The sequence below is a fragment of the Kribbella amoyensis genome, assembly GCF_007828865.1.
Taxonomy (GTDB): domain Bacteria; phylum Actinomycetota; class Actinomycetes; order Propionibacteriales; family Kribbellaceae; genus Kribbella; species Kribbella amoyensis.
Map to the genome: position 1 here is coordinate 146,504 of NZ_VIVK01000002.1, position 16,907 is coordinate 163,410.

17 protein-coding genes and 1 tRNA gene are annotated in these 16,907 nt (G+C 69.8%); 10 read left to right on the forward strand and 8 right to left on the reverse strand.

Features of this window, described 5'->3' with window-relative positions:
• The first annotated feature begins 2 nt into the window (after positions 1 to 2).
• Positions 3 to 1,781 carry a helix-turn-helix domain-containing protein gene (locus tag FB561_RS30935; RefSeq protein WP_145813590.1) on the forward strand — a complete coding sequence of 593 codons (1,779 nt, stop codon included), beginning with the start codon at positions 3 to 5 and terminating at the stop codon, positions 1,779 to 1,781.
• Here FB561_RS30935 and FB561_RS30940 read toward each other — a convergent pair.
• Positions 1,771 to 2,700, reverse strand: coding sequence for an NADP-dependent oxidoreductase (locus FB561_RS30940; protein WP_145813591.1), 930 nt, complete (start codon positions 2,698 to 2,700; stop codon positions 1,771 to 1,773). The genes FB561_RS30935 and FB561_RS30940 overlap by 11 nt on opposite strands.
• 115 nt (positions 2,701 to 2,815) lie before the next feature.
• Here FB561_RS30940 and FB561_RS30945 point away from each other — a divergent pair, with 115 nt between their 5' ends.
• Entirely contained in the window at positions 2,816 to 3,220 is a 405-nt protein-coding gene (locus tag FB561_RS30945) for a winged helix-turn-helix transcriptional regulator (protein ID WP_145813592.1), read from the forward strand.
• Entirely contained in the window at positions 3,217 to 3,828 is a 612-nt protein-coding gene (locus tag FB561_RS30950; protein WP_202880953.1) for a DUF2064 domain-containing protein, read from the forward strand. The genes FB561_RS30945 and FB561_RS30950 overlap by 4 nt, the downstream gene beginning before the upstream one ends.
• Before the next feature lie 222 nt (positions 3,829 to 4,050).
• Here the strand turns inward: FB561_RS30950 and FB561_RS30955 are convergent, their stop codons facing one another.
• Together FB561_RS30955 and FB561_RS30960 are read right to left on the reverse strand one after the other, a co-directional pair.
• Complete coding sequence (locus FB561_RS30955) at positions 4,051 to 4,593, reverse strand: NUDIX hydrolase (protein ID WP_145813593.1); 543 nt, start codon at positions 4,591 to 4,593, stop codon at positions 4,051 to 4,053.
• Positions 4,590 to 5,912 (reverse strand): zinc-dependent metalloprotease, encoded by a 1,323-nt coding sequence (locus FB561_RS30960; RefSeq protein ID WP_145813594.1) that lies wholly within the window; start codon positions 5,910 to 5,912, stop codon positions 4,590 to 4,592. The genes FB561_RS30955 and FB561_RS30960 overlap by 4 nt, the downstream gene beginning before the upstream one ends.
• 168 nt (positions 5,913 to 6,080) lie before the next feature.
• Between FB561_RS30960 and FB561_RS30965 the strand changes: the two genes are divergently transcribed.
• The 6 genes from FB561_RS30965 (at position 6,081) to FB561_RS30990 (ending at position 12,102) form a co-directional block, all read left to right on the forward strand.
• Positions 6,081 to 6,506 (forward strand): molybdenum cofactor biosynthesis protein MoaE, encoded by a 426-nt coding sequence (locus FB561_RS30965; RefSeq protein ID WP_145813595.1) that lies wholly within the window; start codon positions 6,081 to 6,083, stop codon positions 6,504 to 6,506.
• A 30-nt stretch (positions 6,507 to 6,536) separates the two neighbouring features.
• A complete protein-coding gene (locus FB561_RS30970; RefSeq protein ID WP_145813596.1) occupies positions 6,537 to 6,776 on the forward strand; it encodes a hypothetical protein in 240 nt (79 codons plus the stop codon).
• Positions 6,773 to 7,810 carry a YlbL family protein gene (locus tag FB561_RS30975; RefSeq protein WP_145813597.1) on the forward strand — a complete coding sequence of 346 codons (1,038 nt, stop codon included), beginning with the start codon at positions 6,773 to 6,775 and terminating at the stop codon, positions 7,808 to 7,810. The genes FB561_RS30970 and FB561_RS30975 overlap by 4 nt, the downstream gene beginning before the upstream one ends.
• Positions 7,798 to 8,445 carry a PPA1309 family protein gene (locus FB561_RS30980; RefSeq protein ID WP_202880954.1) on the forward strand — a complete coding sequence of 216 codons (648 nt, stop codon included), beginning with the start codon at positions 7,798 to 7,800 and terminating at the stop codon, positions 8,443 to 8,445. The genes FB561_RS30975 and FB561_RS30980 overlap by 13 nt, the downstream gene beginning before the upstream one ends.
• Positions 8,442 to 11,423 (forward strand): UPF0182 family membrane protein, encoded by a 2,982-nt coding sequence (locus tag FB561_RS30985; RefSeq protein WP_145813598.1) that lies wholly within the window; start codon positions 8,442 to 8,444, stop codon positions 11,421 to 11,423. The genes FB561_RS30980 and FB561_RS30985 overlap by 4 nt, the downstream gene beginning before the upstream one ends.
• A 142-nt stretch (positions 11,424 to 11,565) precedes the next feature.
• Positions 11,566 to 12,102: a hypothetical protein gene (locus FB561_RS30990; RefSeq protein ID WP_238335234.1), complete on the forward strand. Its 537-nt coding sequence runs from the start codon at positions 11,566 to 11,568 to the stop codon at positions 12,100 to 12,102.
• Positions 12,103 to 12,195: 93 nt separating this feature from the next.
• Here the strand turns inward: FB561_RS30990 and FB561_RS30995 are convergent, their stop codons facing one another.
• Positions 12,196 to 13,158: a GNAT family N-acetyltransferase gene (locus tag FB561_RS30995; RefSeq protein ID WP_145813599.1), complete on the reverse strand. Its 963-nt coding sequence runs from the start codon at positions 13,156 to 13,158 to the stop codon at positions 12,196 to 12,198.
• Between the two features lie 105 nt (positions 13,159 to 13,263).
• On the opposite strand from FB561_RS30995, the gene FB561_RS31000 reads away from it, so the two are divergent.
• Positions 13,264 to 13,337, forward strand: a tRNA-Met gene (locus FB561_RS31000).
• A 191-nt stretch (positions 13,338 to 13,528) separates the two neighbouring features.
• Here the strand turns inward: FB561_RS31000 and FB561_RS31005 are convergent.
• The 4 genes from FB561_RS31005 to FB561_RS31020 all read right to left on the reverse strand — a co-directional run bounded on the left by FB561_RS31005 (position 13,529) and on the right by FB561_RS31020 (position 16,747).
• The gene (locus FB561_RS31005) at positions 13,529 to 13,963 is read right to left on the reverse strand and encodes a hypothetical protein (RefSeq protein WP_145813600.1); all 435 of its coding nucleotides are present in this window, start codon (positions 13,961 to 13,963) and stop codon (positions 13,529 to 13,531) included.
• Between the two features lie 136 nt (positions 13,964 to 14,099).
• Positions 14,100 to 14,906: a nucleotidyl transferase AbiEii/AbiGii toxin family protein gene (locus tag FB561_RS31010; protein ID WP_202880955.1), complete on the reverse strand. Its 807-nt coding sequence runs from the start codon at positions 14,904 to 14,906 to the stop codon at positions 14,100 to 14,102.
• 92 nt (positions 14,907 to 14,998) lie between these two features.
• Entirely contained in the window at positions 14,999 to 15,613 is a 615-nt protein-coding gene (locus FB561_RS31015) for a type IV toxin-antitoxin system AbiEi family antitoxin domain-containing protein (RefSeq protein ID WP_145813602.1), read from the reverse strand.
• Positions 15,614 to 16,330: 717 nt separating this feature from the next.
• Entirely contained in the window at positions 16,331 to 16,747 is a 417-nt protein-coding gene (locus FB561_RS31020) for a peptidoglycan-binding domain-containing protein (RefSeq protein WP_145813603.1), read from the reverse strand.
• Positions 16,748 to 16,907 lie beyond the last annotated feature (160 nt).

The following is a 16,907-nucleotide window of genomic DNA, read 5'->3' on the forward strand; positions in this document are numbered from 1 at the left end:
CCGTGGAGGAGCTGTTACGGCTCCTGGCCGAGGACGCGCCAGGGAGCGAGCTGGCACGGGCCGCCGGGAACGACGCGGCGGCCCGTGAGCTCGCGCTGCGGATCCGGGCCGGGATGGACGCGAGCAAGAAGCGCGAGGCGGAGCTGTCCGCACTCGTCGACGTCGCTCGCGAACTGGCCTCGGCCCGGGATCCCGGCAGCGTCCTGCACACGATCGTGCACCGGGCCCGCACCCTGATCGGGACCGACGTCGCCTACCTGACCCTGTTCGACCCGGCCCGCGGCGACACGTACATGCGAGCCACCGACGGATCCGTGTCGGCCGCCTTCCAGCAGTTGCGGGTCCCGCTCGGCGCAGGTCTCGGCGGCCTCGTCGCCGAGACGTACAAGCCGTACTGGACCGCCGACTACCCGAAGGACCACCGCTTCCGGCACACGAGCCCGATCGACGACGCGGTCGGGGAGGAGGGGCTGGTCGCGATCCTCGGCACGCCGCTGATCGTGGACGGCGCCTTCGTCGGTGTCCTGTTCGCGTCCAACCGGACCAGGCGGCCGTTCAACCGCGAGGAGGTCTCGCTGCTCGGTTCCCTGGCCGCGTTGGCCGCGGTCACGATCGTCCAGGTCCGGGCGGCGGCCGAGACAGCCGCGGCGTTGGAGCAGTTGTCGGCCGCCCACGCGGGTGTGGAGCACGCAGCGGCCGCGCACGACCGGTTCGCCGACATCGTCCTGTCCGGTGGCGACGTGGACGCGATCGCCGCCGCCGTCGCCGAACTCCTCGACGTCTGGGTCGTCCTGGTGGATGCCCTCGGCAACGAACTGGCCGTGGCCGGCGACGTCGACCACGACCTGGCCCGGAAGGCCGCGGCCGCCTCGGAATCAGGCCGCCTGACCCGCGTCGGCGACGGCTGGATGATCGCCGCGACGGCCAAGGGGGAGCGGCTGGGCGCTCTGGTGATCGGTGGCGTCGACGAACTGTCCGGCGCGGATCAGCGCATCGTGGAACGCGCCGCAGTGGTCACCGCGTTGGTGCTGCTGTTCCGGCGCCAAGCCGCCGAGCAGTCCCAACGCGCCCAGGCAGACATCCTCGCCGACGCCCTCAGCGGCAACTCCGAACCACGAGCCCTCGCCGACCGCCTTCGCCTGTTGGAGTCCACTCGCCGACTCCCCAGCACAGTGGTGGTCGCGGTCTGCCGGGGCGACCACAGCGCAGTACTGGCCAGGCTGCCGGCGCCGCTCGGCGAGAAGCTGGTCCTGGCCGGCCCGTACGCCGGGGACCTCGTACTCCTGCTGGCCCTGCCCGACGCGGTGGCCACGGCTCGCACACTGAGCGAGGTGGCTCGCCGGGTCGGTGTGACGATCGCGGTGGTCGGTCCGGCTGCGTGGGGAGCGCCGTTGGTCGACACGCACCAGCGGGCAACGCGACTGGTCACCACGATGCTCCGCCTCGGCAAGTACGGCCAGTCAGCGGCTCCGGACGACCTGGGCGTCGCGGGCCTGGTCGGTGCGGCCGCGGTGGATGTGGAAGCGCATGTAGATCACGTACTCGGTGCTGTGCTCACGTACGACGAACAGCGCGGTACCGACCTGATCGGCACACTCCAGGCGTACTTCGCGGCAAGCCAGAGCCCGACCCGCGCAGCCGCAGCCCTCCACATCCACCCGAACACCGTCCAGCAACGCCTCGACCGCATCACAGCCCTCCTGGGCGAAGGCTGGCAACAACCGGAACATGCCCTCGACGTCCAGGTCGCGCTCCGGCTCCTCACCACCCTCAGGGGATGAGGACCAGCCGCCCCCGTACTCCGCCCTTGGCCAGCCGCTCGTACGCCGTGGCCGCATCGGCCAGCGGGTACGTGGTGGCGACCCTGGTCGAGAGGATGTCCTTCTCCACCAACTGCACGAGCTCCGTCAGCGCGCGACGATCCGCGTGGGCCAGGATGTGGTGGACCGAGATCCCGCGCAGCGCCCACGGAGTCGGGCCGACCAGGTGCGCGTGGGCGCCGTAATCGCGGACCGCCTCCTGCGCGGTGATCCCGAGGACGGCACCGTCGACCACCCCGTCCGCCCCGCCGGGAACCACGTCCCGTACCGCCCACGGCAGGTCCGCGGTCCGCGGTACGAAGTGGTCGGCCCCTAGCCCGCGAACGAGGTCCTCGTCCTCGTCGCCCGCGTTCGCGATCACGGTGAGCCCGCGGTGCTTGGCGAGCTCGATGGCGTACCCCCCGACGGCGCCCGCCGCACCGGTGACGAGCAGGGTCTGGCCTGGTTCGAGGTCGAGCGCGTCCACGGCCAGTTGGGCGGTGCGGGCGTTGAGCGGGATCGTCGCCGCCGCGACCAGGTCGAGGCCGGCCGGTGCGGGGGCGACCGCGTCGGCGTCCAGGACGACGAACTCGGCGTGGGTCTTCAGCGGCTGGCCGAGATGCGCCGCGAGCCCGATGACCGGCGTACCGGGAAGCAGGTCGGCGCCGGGGCCGGCCGCGTCGACGGTGCCGGCCACGTCCCAGCCGAGGCCGAACTGGGGGCGAGCCGCGGTCAGGCCGGCCTGGATCAGCTGGCCGCCGGCCAGGGCGAGGTCGACCGGGTTGACGGTGGCGGCCGCTACCTTGATCCGGACCTGCCCGGGCCGCGGTTCGGGGATGTCGGTCTCGACGAGCTCGAGGTGGTCGACGCCTTCGGGCCGCCGGGTGACAAGTGCGCGCATGGGATTCTCCTCGGAAGTGGTGTGATCTCGTGTTGCTGACACAACTATCGGAGAGCTACTCTCTTTCGGTAAGTAGGCACCTGGAAGTGCGTATCCGACCCCGAGGGGAGCCCTGATGCCGACGAGGACCGCCGCGCAGCGCCGCGAGGAGGCCGCGCGCGCGTACGACGCCTTCATCGCGGTGTGCCCGACCCGGCAGCTGGTGGACCGGATCAGCGACAAGTGGGTGACCCTGGTCCTCTGCGCGCTCGGCGACGGGCCGAAACGGTACTCGGACCTGTCCCGCCGGATCGCCGGGGTGAGCCAGAAGATGCTGACCCAGACGCTGCGCTCGCTGGAGCGGGACGGCCTGGTCGTCCGGGAGGTCACGCCGTCCGTGCCGGTCCGGGTGGACTACGAGCTGACTCCGCTGGGGACGACGTTGATGCCGTTGATCGCCGCCATCAAGACGTGGGCGGAGACGCACATGGACGAGGTCGCGACGTCGCGCGAGGCGTACGACGCCGTGGCGGCCCGGTGAGCGATCGGCGCTACGTCGTCCTGGTCGTACCGGCCCGGGGGACGTGGGCACCGCCTGGACGGGACCCGGAGGCCTGGCGGCTCGCGCTGGCCGAGGACACGTACGAGGTACTGGCCGCCCTCGATCTCGTCGACGTCGCGATCGCCGTGGCAGGCGGGGACGACGAGTCGGTGGAGGAGCTGGCGGCGCTGACCTGGCCGGGGACACCCGTGTTCGCTGTCGACGCGGAGCGGGCCGTGCTCGACGCGGTGGCGAAGGTGGGCCCGTCGCCGGCGGTCGTTGCGGTGAGCCACGACGTCCCGGATCTGCCCGGGCTGCTGGTCGGCAAGTTGTTCCGCGCGCTCGGATCCGCGGATCTGGCGGTGACCCCGGCCGAGGACGGTTCGCTGGCCGCGATCGGGGTCCGGCTGCCGGTGGCCGGGTGGGTCGACGAGCTGGCTCCGGACTTCGACACGTCGCTGGCCACGCTGGACGAGCACAAACCCCGGCGGCACGCGGTCGCCCTCGGTCCGGGCTGGCACCGGCTGCGCTCGGCGGCCGATATCGCCCGGCTGGATCCGGGCCTGGAGGGCTGGGACGCGACCCGCTCCCAACTTCGTGGAAGTTGAGCCGTCACCTTCTCGCGTCCCGCTCGTTCTCTGTCCGAGAGAAGCCATGGGGGTGTCCGCGCGGCCGTCGTCGCGAGCCGGGTCTGTCGGTGCCGTTCAGGGGCGGTGATCGGCAGGACCGGTGTCAGGGGACGACGACGGCCCGTCGGGTCTGCGACTCGCAGCAGACGTGTGCGGGCCGGATCACAGGGACCGGCCCGCACACCTGTCAGCTTCCGGCCCCTACCCGACCTGGCGGTAAACCCTTCGGACCAGGTCGACGACGGACTGGTCGATCCCGGCCGGCAGCTCGGCTGCCGGGAACCAGGCGAGATCGTCCGACTCGTCACTCACCACGTACCGCGTCCCGGCGTCGGCCGTCACCAGGAACTGCACGTCCAGGTGGTATGCGTCGCGGCAACCGCCCGCGAGGAGCAGGTGCCGGGACAACTGCAACGGCATCGGATCGACCCGCAGGTCGGTCAGCCCGGACTCCTCGGTCGCCTCGCGCAGGGCGGCCCCGGCGAGCGTGGTGTCGCCGTCCTCGCAGTGCCCACCGAGCTGCAACCAGCGGCCGACCGTCCGGTGCAACGTGAGCAGCACCCGATCGGTCGAGGGGTCGACCACGAGCGCCGACGCGGTGAGGTGCTCGGGCCGGCAACTCCGGACCAGCCCGTCCTCGTGCGCGGCGAGATGGCGCAGGTAGTGCTCCCGGAGCTCGGCCTGGTCGGCGTCCGGGGGAGTCCAGCGGGTCAGCGTGTCGGTGGCGTCCTGATGCAGCGTCACCGGTTCTTGTCGTCCTCGCCGCCGTCGTCCTTCTTCTCGTTGCCCTGGTCCCCGGACTCCTCCTCGGTGAGGAAGTCGGTGATGTCGATGTCGAGACCGGACAGCTCGCCGGCCGACTGCGCGAATCCGATCGGGTCGTCCAGATCGGTGGCGCTGGGCAACAGGTCCGGGTGGGACCAGAGCGTGTCCCGGCCCTCGGCGCCACGCGCGTCGCGGACCGCGGCCCACAGGTTCGCCGCGTCGCGGAGCCGGCGGGGCCGCAGCTGCAGGCCGACCAACGTCGCGAACGTCTGCTCGGCAGGACCACCGGCGGCGCGGCGACGACGTACCGTCTCGGCCAGCTGGACCGCGGCTGGCATCCGGTCCTTGGTGGCCTCGCGGACCACGTCGTCGACCCAGCCCTCGACCAGCGCGAGCGCGGTCTCCAGGCGGGCCAGCGACGCCTTCTGCTGCTCGGAGTCCTCCGGCTCGAACAGGCCGCCGGCCAGCGCCTCCTGCATGGCCTCCGGGTTCTGCATGTCGACGTCGGCCATCGCGCGCTCGATCTTGCCGGCGTCCACCTGGATCCCGGCCGCGTAGTCGGCGACGTGCGAGAACAGCCGCTGCCGCAGCCACGGGGCGCCGGCGAACAGCCGCTGGTGCGCGCACTCGCGCAGCGCCAGGTACAGCCGGACGTCCTCGTCGGTCACCCCGAGGCCCTCGGCGAACTTCGCCACGTTGTCCGGCAGCAGCACCGCCTGGCTGCCCGGGCCGAGCGGCAGGCCGATGTCGGACGAGCTGACCACTTCACCGGCCAGCTCACCGAGTGCCTGACCGACCTGGGCGCCGAAGATCGAGCCGCCGAGCTGGCGGAGCATGCCGGCCATCGGACCGGCCAGCTGCTGCGCCTCGGCGGGCAGGGCCGTCCCCATCGCGCCGGCGACGTGCTCGGCGACCGGGTCGACCACGGTCTGCCAGACCGGCAGCGTGTTCTCGATCCACTCGGCCCGGCTCCACGCCGCCGACGAGGTGGACGCCTCGGGCAGCGTCGTGGCCTGGTCCAGCCAGTGCTCGGCCAGCCGGACCGCGTCGGCGACCCGCTCGTGGTCGGTGCTCGTGACCGAGCGGTCACCGTTCGCCGCGACGGTCTTGCGGGCGAGGTCCTTGGCCAGGTCCCAGTTCACCGGCCGCCCGTCGGCGGTCCCGCTGAGCAGCTGCTGGACCTGCGCGAAGATCGCGTTCAGGTCGGGGGCACCGCCCGCGCCGGCCATGCCGGAGAACTGCTGGAACATGGCCTCGAACGGAGTTCCCTTGAACGGGTTGTCCGGTTCGTCGCTCATCGGAGTGGCCTTCCTCTGCGCTGGGGCGTACAACTCCAACGTACTGGTTGCCGCGGACCGTTCCGCCCAGGGTGAACGGTTTCAGGCGTGTGACTTCGCCCGCGGCGGCAAGCGGAGGCTGGGACGGGTTGGATACGGTGTTCAGTCCCGGGGAATGGAGGGATGGTCATGACCGACGCGATCAGGCTGCTGGACATCCGCGCCGACGCGTTGTCCAGTGACGAGGTGCTGGCCGCGATCGCCGATCCGACGGCCGGTGGCACCGCGCTGTTCATCGGCACCGTGCGCAACCACGACCACGAGCGGGGCGTCGACGAGCTCAGCTACGAGGCGCACCCGGAGGCGCTGGAGCAGCTGCGGGCGGTGGCCGAGCGGGTCTGCGCGGACCCGGCCGTGACGGCGCTGGCGGCCGTCCACCGGACCGGCGCGCTGAAGATCGGTGACGCCGCGGTGATCGTCGGTGTCGCCGCGTCGCACCGGGAGGTCGCCTTCGCGGCCTGCCGGCGGCTGATCGACGATCTCAAGGCCGAGGTCCCGATTTGGAAACACCAGCACTTCACCGACGGAGCGAGCGAGTGGGTCGGCGCCTGCTGACACGTACGCTGGGCGCATGAAGGTGACCGGATGAAGGTGCTGGCCTGGCTGGTGTTCCCGTTGGCCGCCACGGTCCTCGCGATGGGCTGGGCCGCCTGGCGGGGGCGGAGCCGTGGGCCGCGCCGGTCCGGGACCGGGTTCGCGTCGGTGGAGGACTTCCGCCGGTTCACCGACGCGCTGGCCGCTCCGGGCCCCCGCGCCACCCCCACGCCGCGCCGCGGGCTGCGCGGCCTCTTCCACAAGTCAAAGATCGCAGGGCAGGGTTCGTGACACGTCGTACCGCCACGCTGGTCACCTCGATCGTCGTCCTCGTCTGCTCGCTCGGACTGGTCACCGTCTTCCCGGTGCCGTTCGTGTCGTTCAGCCCGGGGCCGGTCAAGGACACGCTCGGCAGCAGCAAGAACAAGCCGGTGATCGAGATCAGCGGGCACGAGACGTTCCCGACCACCGGTCAGCTCGACCTGACCACGGTATCGGTGACCTCGCCCGACCGCGAGCTGACCCTGCCGCAGGCGATGCGGAACTGGCTCGACCCGCACCACGACCTGTTCCCGCGCGCGATCATCTACCCGCCCGAGCAGAGCGCGAGCGAGGTGGAGGAGCAGAACACCGCCGAGATGACCGGCTCGCAGGACAGTGCGGTCGCCGCCGCGCTGCAGGCCGCCAAGGTCCCGTACCACCCGAAGGTCTCGACCGTCGCCAAGGACAGCCCTGCCGACGGCAAGCTCAAGCCGGGCGACGTGGTGCTGAAGGTGGACGGCCAGGCCGCCACCCAGGTACCGCAGGTCGGTGAGCTGGTCCGGAAGAACAAGGTCGGCGAGAACGTCGACTTCCTGATCCGCCGGGGCGGCCAGGAGCAGACCGTCGTGGTGAAGACCGCGGCCACCCCGGGCGAGCCGTCCCGGCCGATGGTCGGCATCACCGTGGGCGTCGACTCCCCGGTGAAGGTCAGCGTGAACCTCGGCCAGGACATCGGCGGCCCCAGCGCGGGCACGGCGTTCGCGCTGGCCATCTACGACAAGCTCACCCCCGGCCCGCTGCTCGAGGGCAAGCACGTCGCCGTCACCGGCACCATCGACGCGCTCGGCCAGGTCGGCGCGATCGGTGGCATCCAGCAGAAGATCGCCGGCGCGAAGGACGACGGCGCCACCGTCTTCCTGGTCCCGGCGCCGAACTGCGCGGCCGCCGTGCACGCCGGCGTGGACGGCATCCAGCTGGTGAAGATCACCAAGCTCGAGGACGCGATCAGTTCCCTGAAGACCCTGGCCAGCGGCTCCGGAGAGGTCCCGGCATGCACCCCGTAGAAACCCTGCCCACCGACGCGCTGCGGCGAGCTGTGGTGGAGATCGAGAAGCATGTCAGCGGCGCGGGCTGGGACCAGCCCGCGCAGTTGTTCGCGCTGGTCCCCACCGCCGAGCTGCTCGCCGCCGAGCCGCAGCTGGCCGCCGAGCTCGGGGCGGACGACGCCTCGCAGCCGCTCACGCCGGTGGCCCAGGGCGAGCTGCCCGGTGGCGTCGACGACGCGAACCTGGCCGACGCGCTGGCCCGGATCGAGTGGCCCGACGGCGTCAGCGGCTGCGCCCTCGCCGTCGAGCGGGTGGTGCTGCCGGCCTCGGTCGAGCAGGGGCTGGCCGACGCCGAGTCGGACCAGGAGCTGGCCCGGATGGCGGCCAGCGACCCGCGCCGGCACGAGGTACGGATGATCGCCGGTGTGCTGCGGGACGGGGAGCGGTTCGGCGCCGTCCGGCTGCGGGCCCACGACGAGGACAGCGCCGTTCTGACCGGCGCCGACTTGGTCCCTACGCTCTGCCAAGTACTGTCATTGACATTCGAGCCGTCGGGCGAACCGGCGGACGGTGACCGGGCCGCGGGTGGCCGCCCGGTCGACGGCACCTCGGTCGACGACGTCCGGGGCGACGACGAGGAGAAGCAAGCATGAGCGACGGCGTCTACGACATGCCGGAGGAGCCGCGGAGGTCGCGGCGTACTCCGGGGCAGCGGCCACGGGCCCTGCTGCCCACCATCGCGACCCTGATCGTGCTGCTGATCCTGTTCAGCGTCTTCACCGACGTCTGGACGCAGCGGCTCTGGTACCGCTCGGTCGACCTCGGCTCGGTGTTCAGCACCGTGCTCGGCACCCGGGTGCTGTTGTTCGTCGTGGTCGGCCTGCTGATGGCCGCCGCCGTGGTCGCGAACGTGATCATCGCCTTCCGGACCCGGCCCCGGGTCGCGCTGGCGCCGTCGCCGTCGCCCGGCTTCGAGCGGTACGGCGAGCTGCTGAAACAGCGCGGCAAGATCGCGATCGGCGTGCTCGCCACGCTGATGCTGGTGTTCGGCGGCTCGGCCGCGTCGGGGGAGTGGAAGGTCTTCCTCGCCTGGCGGAACCGGACCCCGTTCGGCGTCACCGACAAGCACTTCAACAAGGACATCGCGTTCTTCGTCTTCGACTACCCGTGGCTGCGCGTCCTGCTCGGCTTCGGGTACTCGATCGTCCTGCTCTCCCTGGTCGCCGCGATCATCACGCACTACCTGTACGGCGGCTTCCGGCCGTCGGCGAAGGGGCAGAAGGCGTCCGGCGCGGCGCAGGTGCAGTTCTCCGTCCTGCTCGGCCTGCTGGTCCTGCTCAAGGCGTTCAGCTACTGGCTCGACCGGTTCGGCCTCACCGTGGAGGACAGCAGACTCTTCACCGGTATCTCCTATACGGGTGACAACGCCGTCCTGCCGAGCAAGGAGATCCTCGCGGTCATCGCGGTGCTGTGTGCCGGTCTGTTCTTCGCGAACGTGATCCGGAAGACCTGGCTGCTCCCCGGCGTCGGCACGGTCGTGCTGGTGCTGTCCGCCGTGCTGCTCGGCGCTCTGTGGCCGGCGGCCCTGCAGCAGTTGCGGGTCCGGCCGAGCGAGCCGGTCCGCGAGGCGGCGTACATCACCAAGAACATCGAGGCCACCCGGCAGGCGTACGGCCTGGAGAAGACCGAGGTCATCAACTACAACGCGAAAACCACGGCGACCCCGGCCCAGCTGTCCCAGGACGCCGGGCTGCTCCCGGGTATCCGGCTGATCGACCCGAGCGTGGTCGGTCCGACGTTCGAGCAGTTGCAGCAGGTCCGCGGCTTCTACTCGTTCCCGACCGACCTGGACGTCGACCGGTACAAGATCGGCAACCAGGTCAAGGACACCGTGATCGCGGTCCGCGAGGTCCAGGTCGACCGGCTGCCTCCGGGCCAGCGCAACTGGAACAACGACCACACCGTCTACACCCACGGGTACGGCGTGGTCGCCGCGAACGGCAACCAGCGCGCCGACGACGGTACGCCGGTGTGGTCGTCGAAGGACCTGCCGCCGGTCGGCGACCTCGGCAAGTACGAGCCGCGGATCTACTTCGGCGAGCAGTCCCCGGACTACTCGATCGTCGGTGCGCCGAAGGGTGCCCCGGCCGTCGAGCTGGACACGCCCGAGGGTGAGGACGGCGGCGACCCGACGCTGAACACCTACGAGGGCAAGGGCGGCGTCCCGGTCGGCTCGTTCGCCAACCGGTTGCTCTACGCCACCAAGTTCCGGGACGCGAACATCCTGCTGTCCAGCCGGGTGAACGAGGCGTCGAAGATCCTCTACGACCGCAGTCCAAGGGAGCGGGTCGAGAAGGCCGCACCGTGGCTGACCCCGGACGGCGACCCGTACCCGGCCGTCGTGGACGGCCAGGTGGTCTGGATCGTCGACGGGTACACCACCTCGGCGAACTACCCGTACGCGCAGAAGGTCGCGCTGGACGACAGCACCCGGGACACCACCACGGGCCGCGGGTCGATCGCGTCCCAGCCGAGCGAGGAGATCAACTACATCCGCAACTCGGTCAAGGCCGTCGTGAACGCGTACGACGGATCGGTCGACCTGTACGCCTGGGACGAGAGCGACCCGGTGCTGAAGACGTGGATGAAGGCGTTCCCGGACACGGTCAAGCCGCGGTCGGACATCTCGCCGGCGCTGATGTCGCACCTGCGCTACCCGGAGGACATCTTCAAGGTGCAGCGCGACCTGCTCGCGAAGTACCACGTGACCGACTCGGGTACCTGGTACCAGAACAGCGACCTGTGGCGGGTCCCGGCCGACCCGACCGCGGGGACCAGCTCCAACGACGCGTCCGTGCAGAAGCAGCCGCCGTTCTACCTGTCGCTGCGGATGCCGGGGCAGAAGGACGCCCGGTTCTCGCTCACCTCGGTGTACGTGCCGAACGCCGACCGGGAGAACCTGACCGCCTTCCTGGCCGTCGATGCGGAGGCTTCCTCAGCGGACTACGGTCAGTTCAGGATCCTCCGACTACCGGGGAACGTGCAGATTCCAGGCCCGGGACAGGTGGCCAACAAGTTCCAGACCGACGAGTCGATCAGACAGGCGTTGCTGCCGATCAACCAACCCAGCAGCGGCGCCAGAGCCCAGTTCGGGAACCTGCTGACGCTGCCCCTGGGTGACGGGTTGCTCTATGTCCAACCGGTGTACTCCGTGCGGACGAGCGGTCCGGGTAGCTATCCGGTGCTCCGGTACGTCCTGGTCGGCTTCGGTGACCGGGTCGCGTACGGGGCCACCCTGCAGGAGGCGTTGGCGAAGGTGTTCAACACGTCGGTCAACACCGACGAGAACCCGAACGACAACAAACCACCGACCACGACGCCACCGGCGAACGAGACGATCAAGTCGGCGTTGAGCGAGGCGCAGAACTCGTACAACGCGGCCCAGACGGCGTTGAAGGCCGGCGACCTGGCCGGGTACCAGCGTGAGGTCAACAAGATGAAGGCGGCGATCGACCGGGCCATCGCGGCCGGTGCGCAACTGCCGGCGACACCGACGACGCCGACCCCGAGCGGGACGCCGGGGACGCCACCGCCGACACCGACGAGTCCACCGACCTCGCCGACCGGCTGACGTTCGGTTCGTGAGCGGCGGCTTCCTCTCCTCGGAGGGGAGGCCGCCGCTTTCGTTTGTCCACAGCTCCGGAACTCGTCGGCTCCAAGTGGTGGTGACGACTGCACCTTCTCAGTACGACAACACCTGCGAAGGAGGCAGCATGTCCGTGTTCAGTCCCCGTATCGTGGCGGCCGGCGCCCTGGTCCTGTTCGGAGCCGGGATCGCGCTCCCCACCCCGCCCGCCGTCGCCCATCCGATCTCCGCGACCACGACCCAGCGAGAGGTGTGCACCTTGGACGGATTCGCCATCGACCACCTGCCCGACGGCCTCGGCAGCCCGAGCGACTTCCAGTACGAGTGGGAGGACGTGAAGTTCGTCAGCCGGGTCTGGGAGACCGGTCCCGATCCCGAGGGCGCGACGAAGGTCGACCTGACCGTCAAGACCGTCCGCGGGGCGCAGCTGACCGACCTCGAGACGCTGCGCACGTTCCTGACCGAGTACCACGAGAAGGACCCGGAGACCTGGGAGCTCACCGCCACCCAGCTCGGCTCGTACGGCGGCTACGTGGCCGACGACCAGGCGTTCTTCTTCGTCGAGCCAGGGGTGGCGGCCGAGGTCATGATCGACCGGGGCCGGTTCGCCGCGGACGAGCTGGTCGCGGTGGCGTCCGGGTTCCACCCGGAGAACGCCGGCTGAGCTGGTCCGGCGCGGCGGCCGCACCGATCGCCCGGTGCGGCCGCTGCGATCCGGCCAGCCTCGGTCAGCCTGGTCTGCTCGGTCTGCGGGTGCTCAGTAGCCGATCAGGCGGTGGACGCGGTGGAAGGTCTGCTCGAAACCGAGGCGCGGCCAGGTGCGCGAGGAGAGGAGGTTCGTCACCCGCCAGTCCGTCACCACCGAGTCGTACCCGGTCTCGGCGCACCACGCCAGCACGGCCTCCCCGAGAGCGCGGCCGGCGCCGTGTCCGCGAGCGTCCGGGAACACGGCCGCGAAGCCGAGGAAGCCGGCGTTGTCCGGACGTGCGAGCCCGGTGTGCGAGCTGGACTTCTCCAGCGAGCAACCGATCGCCGACCCGATCACCCGACCGTTGACCTCGGCAACAAAGGTGGCGAACTCGGGATCGTCGATCGCCTCCTCCCAGTCCGCGAGCGCCTCCTCGAGCGTCGGCACCTCACCGGCCGAGAACACCGGCGACAACCCCTGGTGCTGCGGCAACACCAGATCCAGCTCGGCCAGGACACGCACGTCACCGCGGTCCGCCCGCCGGACGGTCCCGCCGTCACGCACCGGCAGCGGCAACGCGGGGACATCCCGAATCGCGTGCGCGTGCTGCCCACCGAACCCGAGCCGGAACCACGCGTCCACCAACTCGGCCTGATCCGGCACCACCACGTACTGCGCCGTCCGCCCCTGGTCGACCCACTTCGCCGCGGCCACCGCGTACAGGTCCCGGACCGTCTCCGGCTCCTGGACCGCGAACCCGGCGGACTCGACCCACACGTTCGGTCCCCAGGTCGCCGACTTCGGTGCCCCGAGCAAGTACCCGGTCACCTCGTCACCGTCGACCAGCACCGCCCCGGAGGCCCCCTCGGTCTCCCAGGCCGCGGTCACCTCGGTCAACGCCACCCGCGGGTCCTCGAAGTCGGCCCGCAACAGCGGGTACTTCACCCGATGCTCCCGGTGACGCCCGGCCAGCAACCGCGCCGCCGCCCCGAGATCCCCCGCACCGAACTCCCTGATCACCCTCCCAGCCATACCCCGGAAGGTACGCCCAGCGACCCCCACCGGGACACACCTTTTCGGCCCCCGACCCCGATTTGGTTTCTCCCCACCCCATCCCCTAAACTAAAGACACAACGACGCGGGGTGGAGCAGCTCGGTAGCTCGCTGGGCTCATAACCCAGAGGTCGCAGGTTCAAATCCTGCCCCCGCTACTCCAGAAAGGCCCGGACCACCGGTCCGGGCCTTTCGCTTTGTCAGACGTGCAGTCGACGGCGGGTTCCCGGCGCCGTTGAACCTTGGTGCCGACGGCCGTGAGCTGCTTCACATCAGATCAACCGGCTGAGCCGGCCACCTCGTCGTTGAAGATTTACCCCGATCGGTACCCAGGGCCGAGCCAGGGAGACTAGCGGAGGACGCCGACCCGGTAGCTGCCGACTCCGCTGCTGCACTTCTGGTCGAAGGTGGACTCACCGTGGATCGTGAAGCCGCAGATGAGCTGGCGCGTCTCGAACGGAAAGACGCCGTCCACGTCCCAGATCTGGATCTGGGCGGGGCGGGCGACACACTTGTCGATCTCGACCCGCTGGCCGGCCGCGATCGACACATAGTCCGCGGTCGCCGGCCAGATCTTGGTTCCGGCCCTCGTGATGTACACCTCGTCGTGACCGGGCTCGGTGTCGAGGGCGCGGAGGCCGTCGAGGTAGACACCGGAGCCACACAGACCGGCTTGTGGCGACGGGCCGGCTTGCGGGGACAAGGGCTCGGCCGCAGCCGCGGACGACGCTCCTAGGAGGGTGAGAGAACTGGCGGCCGTGACCGTGGCCGCGAGCAACGACATTATCCGTGAGTTCCTCATATCTGCTTTCCTTTCGCCGCTTGCCGAACACGGTCAGGTAAACAGTCGTCACTTTCAGATCACTGTCGCGCACACCGAGGACCGACTACGAAGAAGGGTCCGGCGCCTGACGCGTCGGTCAGGTCCACCGAGCGATCTCAGGATCCCAGCTCTTGCTCCGGGCCTGGCCGCTGATGAGTGGGTCCGCGAAAGCTGCGACCACCGCGACCGTGTCCGCGAAGCTCGTTGGGTAGCCGCTGGCAGCCTGGCCTTGACGCCGTAGCCACGCGGAGTAGGAGCGTTGCCGCTGCTGGGGGAGATCAACGATGCTCGAACTGAGTGGTCTCAAGGTGATGCGTCGGTGTGCCGCGGTGGCTTCTAGAGCGGTGGATACTTCGTCGGCGCGGAGGACGTTGGCACGTAGCAGGCGGTAGAGATCGCCGTAGTCACGGTCGCGGGTGTTGAGGTCACCGAGTTCGACAGCGGTGGACAGTTTTTCGGCGATGACGGTGGCGAGCGGATAGCCGAGGATAGTGAATGTCTCGGTCTCCAACAGTTGTTGATAGGCGATGAGTTGGGGCTCAGGGGTGATGGGATCGCCGAGGCTGACATCTAGCTGAAGCTTGAGCTGCGCACGGGCAATCGAGGCAGGCATCACGAGTCGGAGCCCGTGGTACCGGCCGTCCTCACGAATCGGGGCTGTTCTCAAGTTTGCTCCATCGAACGCGACGCCGTCGTCGATCTCGGTCGCGGCGATCGCCCTGACCCGCCGGATGATCTCGGTCTCCTCGCCGGTGAAGGCCTGTCCGAGAATGTCGATGTCTCGCGTCGTGCGGCGTGCGCCGAACTGGGCCAGGAGCAGGCCACCTTTGAGGACGAAGTGTTCTCGGCCTGCGGGAGATGCGGCCAGACGGTAGAGAAATCGTTCGAGGACGTACTCGATCATGACCTCGTCGGTAGCGCGCCGGTCACGGCGTGCTGAGTTCCGCAAGTCGTTGTAGACGCGGCCGGGGGTGGTGTCGCGGGCTGGGTTGACCATCAGGCGAGCACCGCCTCGACGGCCGGCCGGATCACTGTCAGGGCGTGTAGTTCGCGCGCGATGCGTTGCAGCTTCCCGACCCCGTCGGGCCCACTGGTTCGCAGATAACGGCCGAGCGCGGCCAGGGCCAGTGTCTGGCCGATGCGGTTGCGGTGGCGCATGGCATCGACCACGCTCCGGGCCGCGTCGTAGACCGGTACGAACTCGCTTGGGGCAGCCTCGTACTGCTCGATGTTGAGGTCGAAGGTCTTGGTCGCGAACTGCGCGACGACGATGGGTGGGTAGGAGATCGCCGGGCGGCGGGTGCCACGCGGTACGGCGATGTGGACGGCGGCTGGAATGTCGTCGATCAGATCGTGGAGCGCGAGTGCGGACTCGCCGCAGACGACTGCGTGGGACGCCCGTGTGTGTACAGCCAGCAGATCGAGATGTGCGGTCTCGGGGGCATCTGATCGCCGGTAGACCCCGCGTGAGAGTTCGATCGCGGCACCGTCGCTGACCAGAGCCGCCAGATCCCGCGACGGTAGCCCGGCCCTGCGTGCCTGCGCCGTGGTGAAAGTGGGCGGCAGCGTCGCCAGCCGTTGGCGTGCACGAGGTGGATCGACGGACATCATGTACTAAATCATACCCCTTGATGTTGTTTAAGGGTGCGATTCGATACACGACTCGCGGCGGCCGAACCGGCTTAGACAACAAAGCTGTCGATGGGTGAGAACGTGACTGGCCGGATTATCACATCGGCGGCGTGGACCCGGTGGGGCGGATCATCGGACTGTTCTTGCCGGGCTGGAGGATTCGGTCGTGTCGAGTACTGGGGAGTTGGGATGCTGGCGGAGTTGCAGGCGGAGATCGGTCGGCAGGGTGGGTACGAGGAGGGGGCTGGGCCGGAGCCGGTGGTGCCGTTGGAGTTGTTCTTCGACGGGAACGACGATCCTGGGTCGATCGGGTGCAATTTGCCGGAGCATCCGGGGACCGCTCGGTTCTATGCCGTGTTGAGTGCGATCCGGGACCGGCCTGAGGTGCTCGGTGTGTGGGTCGGGGTGTCCGAGGTGGTCGCGGAGGACGAGTGGCCGTTCAGCGATCACGTGTACGTGGTGACCACCGCCGCGCCGGATGAGGTCCGGGCCTGGGCCGACGAGTTGTCGCCGGACGAGCCGGGGCACGACTGGTGGAACGGGGCGCCGCCGCTGCAGCAGATCGAGGTTCCGCCGAACGCTCGCCTGGTCACCTGTGGTGGGACTGACCGAGACGTGAACTGCCGGGCCGGTGTGATCCACCAGCCCGGCAGCGGTTTCCACGGCTCCGTCAGCCGACGGAGAACTCAGGACTCGTCAGCAGGCGTAGGACTTGGCCCAGCGGTAGGTGTCGCGGGCCTTGGTGTCGCTGCCCCAGAAGGCGCCGTAGTAGCAGAGGATCGCCCAGGTCTGCGGGCCGACCCAGCCGTCGACCTTGGTGCCCGGGTGCTTGGCGGCGCGGGCGGCGGTCTGGATCTTCCAGATGGCGTTCTTCGTCTGGGTGCCGTAGACGCTGTCGACCGAGATCGGCCCGGCCTCGCGGCGGGCGCTGTTGCTGATGGACAGGACGTTGGCGAGACCCTGCAGGGCCTTCACACAGTTGCCGGTGCCACCGGGTCCGTAGACGTTCTGCCGGCAGGGTGCCTTGGCCGCCGACGCCGCCGGGGTGGCGACGATCGAAGTGCCGAGCAGGGCCGTGATGGCGACGAGGACGCCGACCAACTTCTTGCGCATGGGGATATTCCTCTCAGGGGATAACACTTCTGGATCAGCGGCCGCCTGAGAAACGCCCCGGGTCGCCCCTGGTACGTCGATCGGGCAGCCCGATTCCAACGATAGAAGTCACCACCTCCACCGGCCTGCCCGTACCGCCCGTACCACCCGCGCGCGGTCT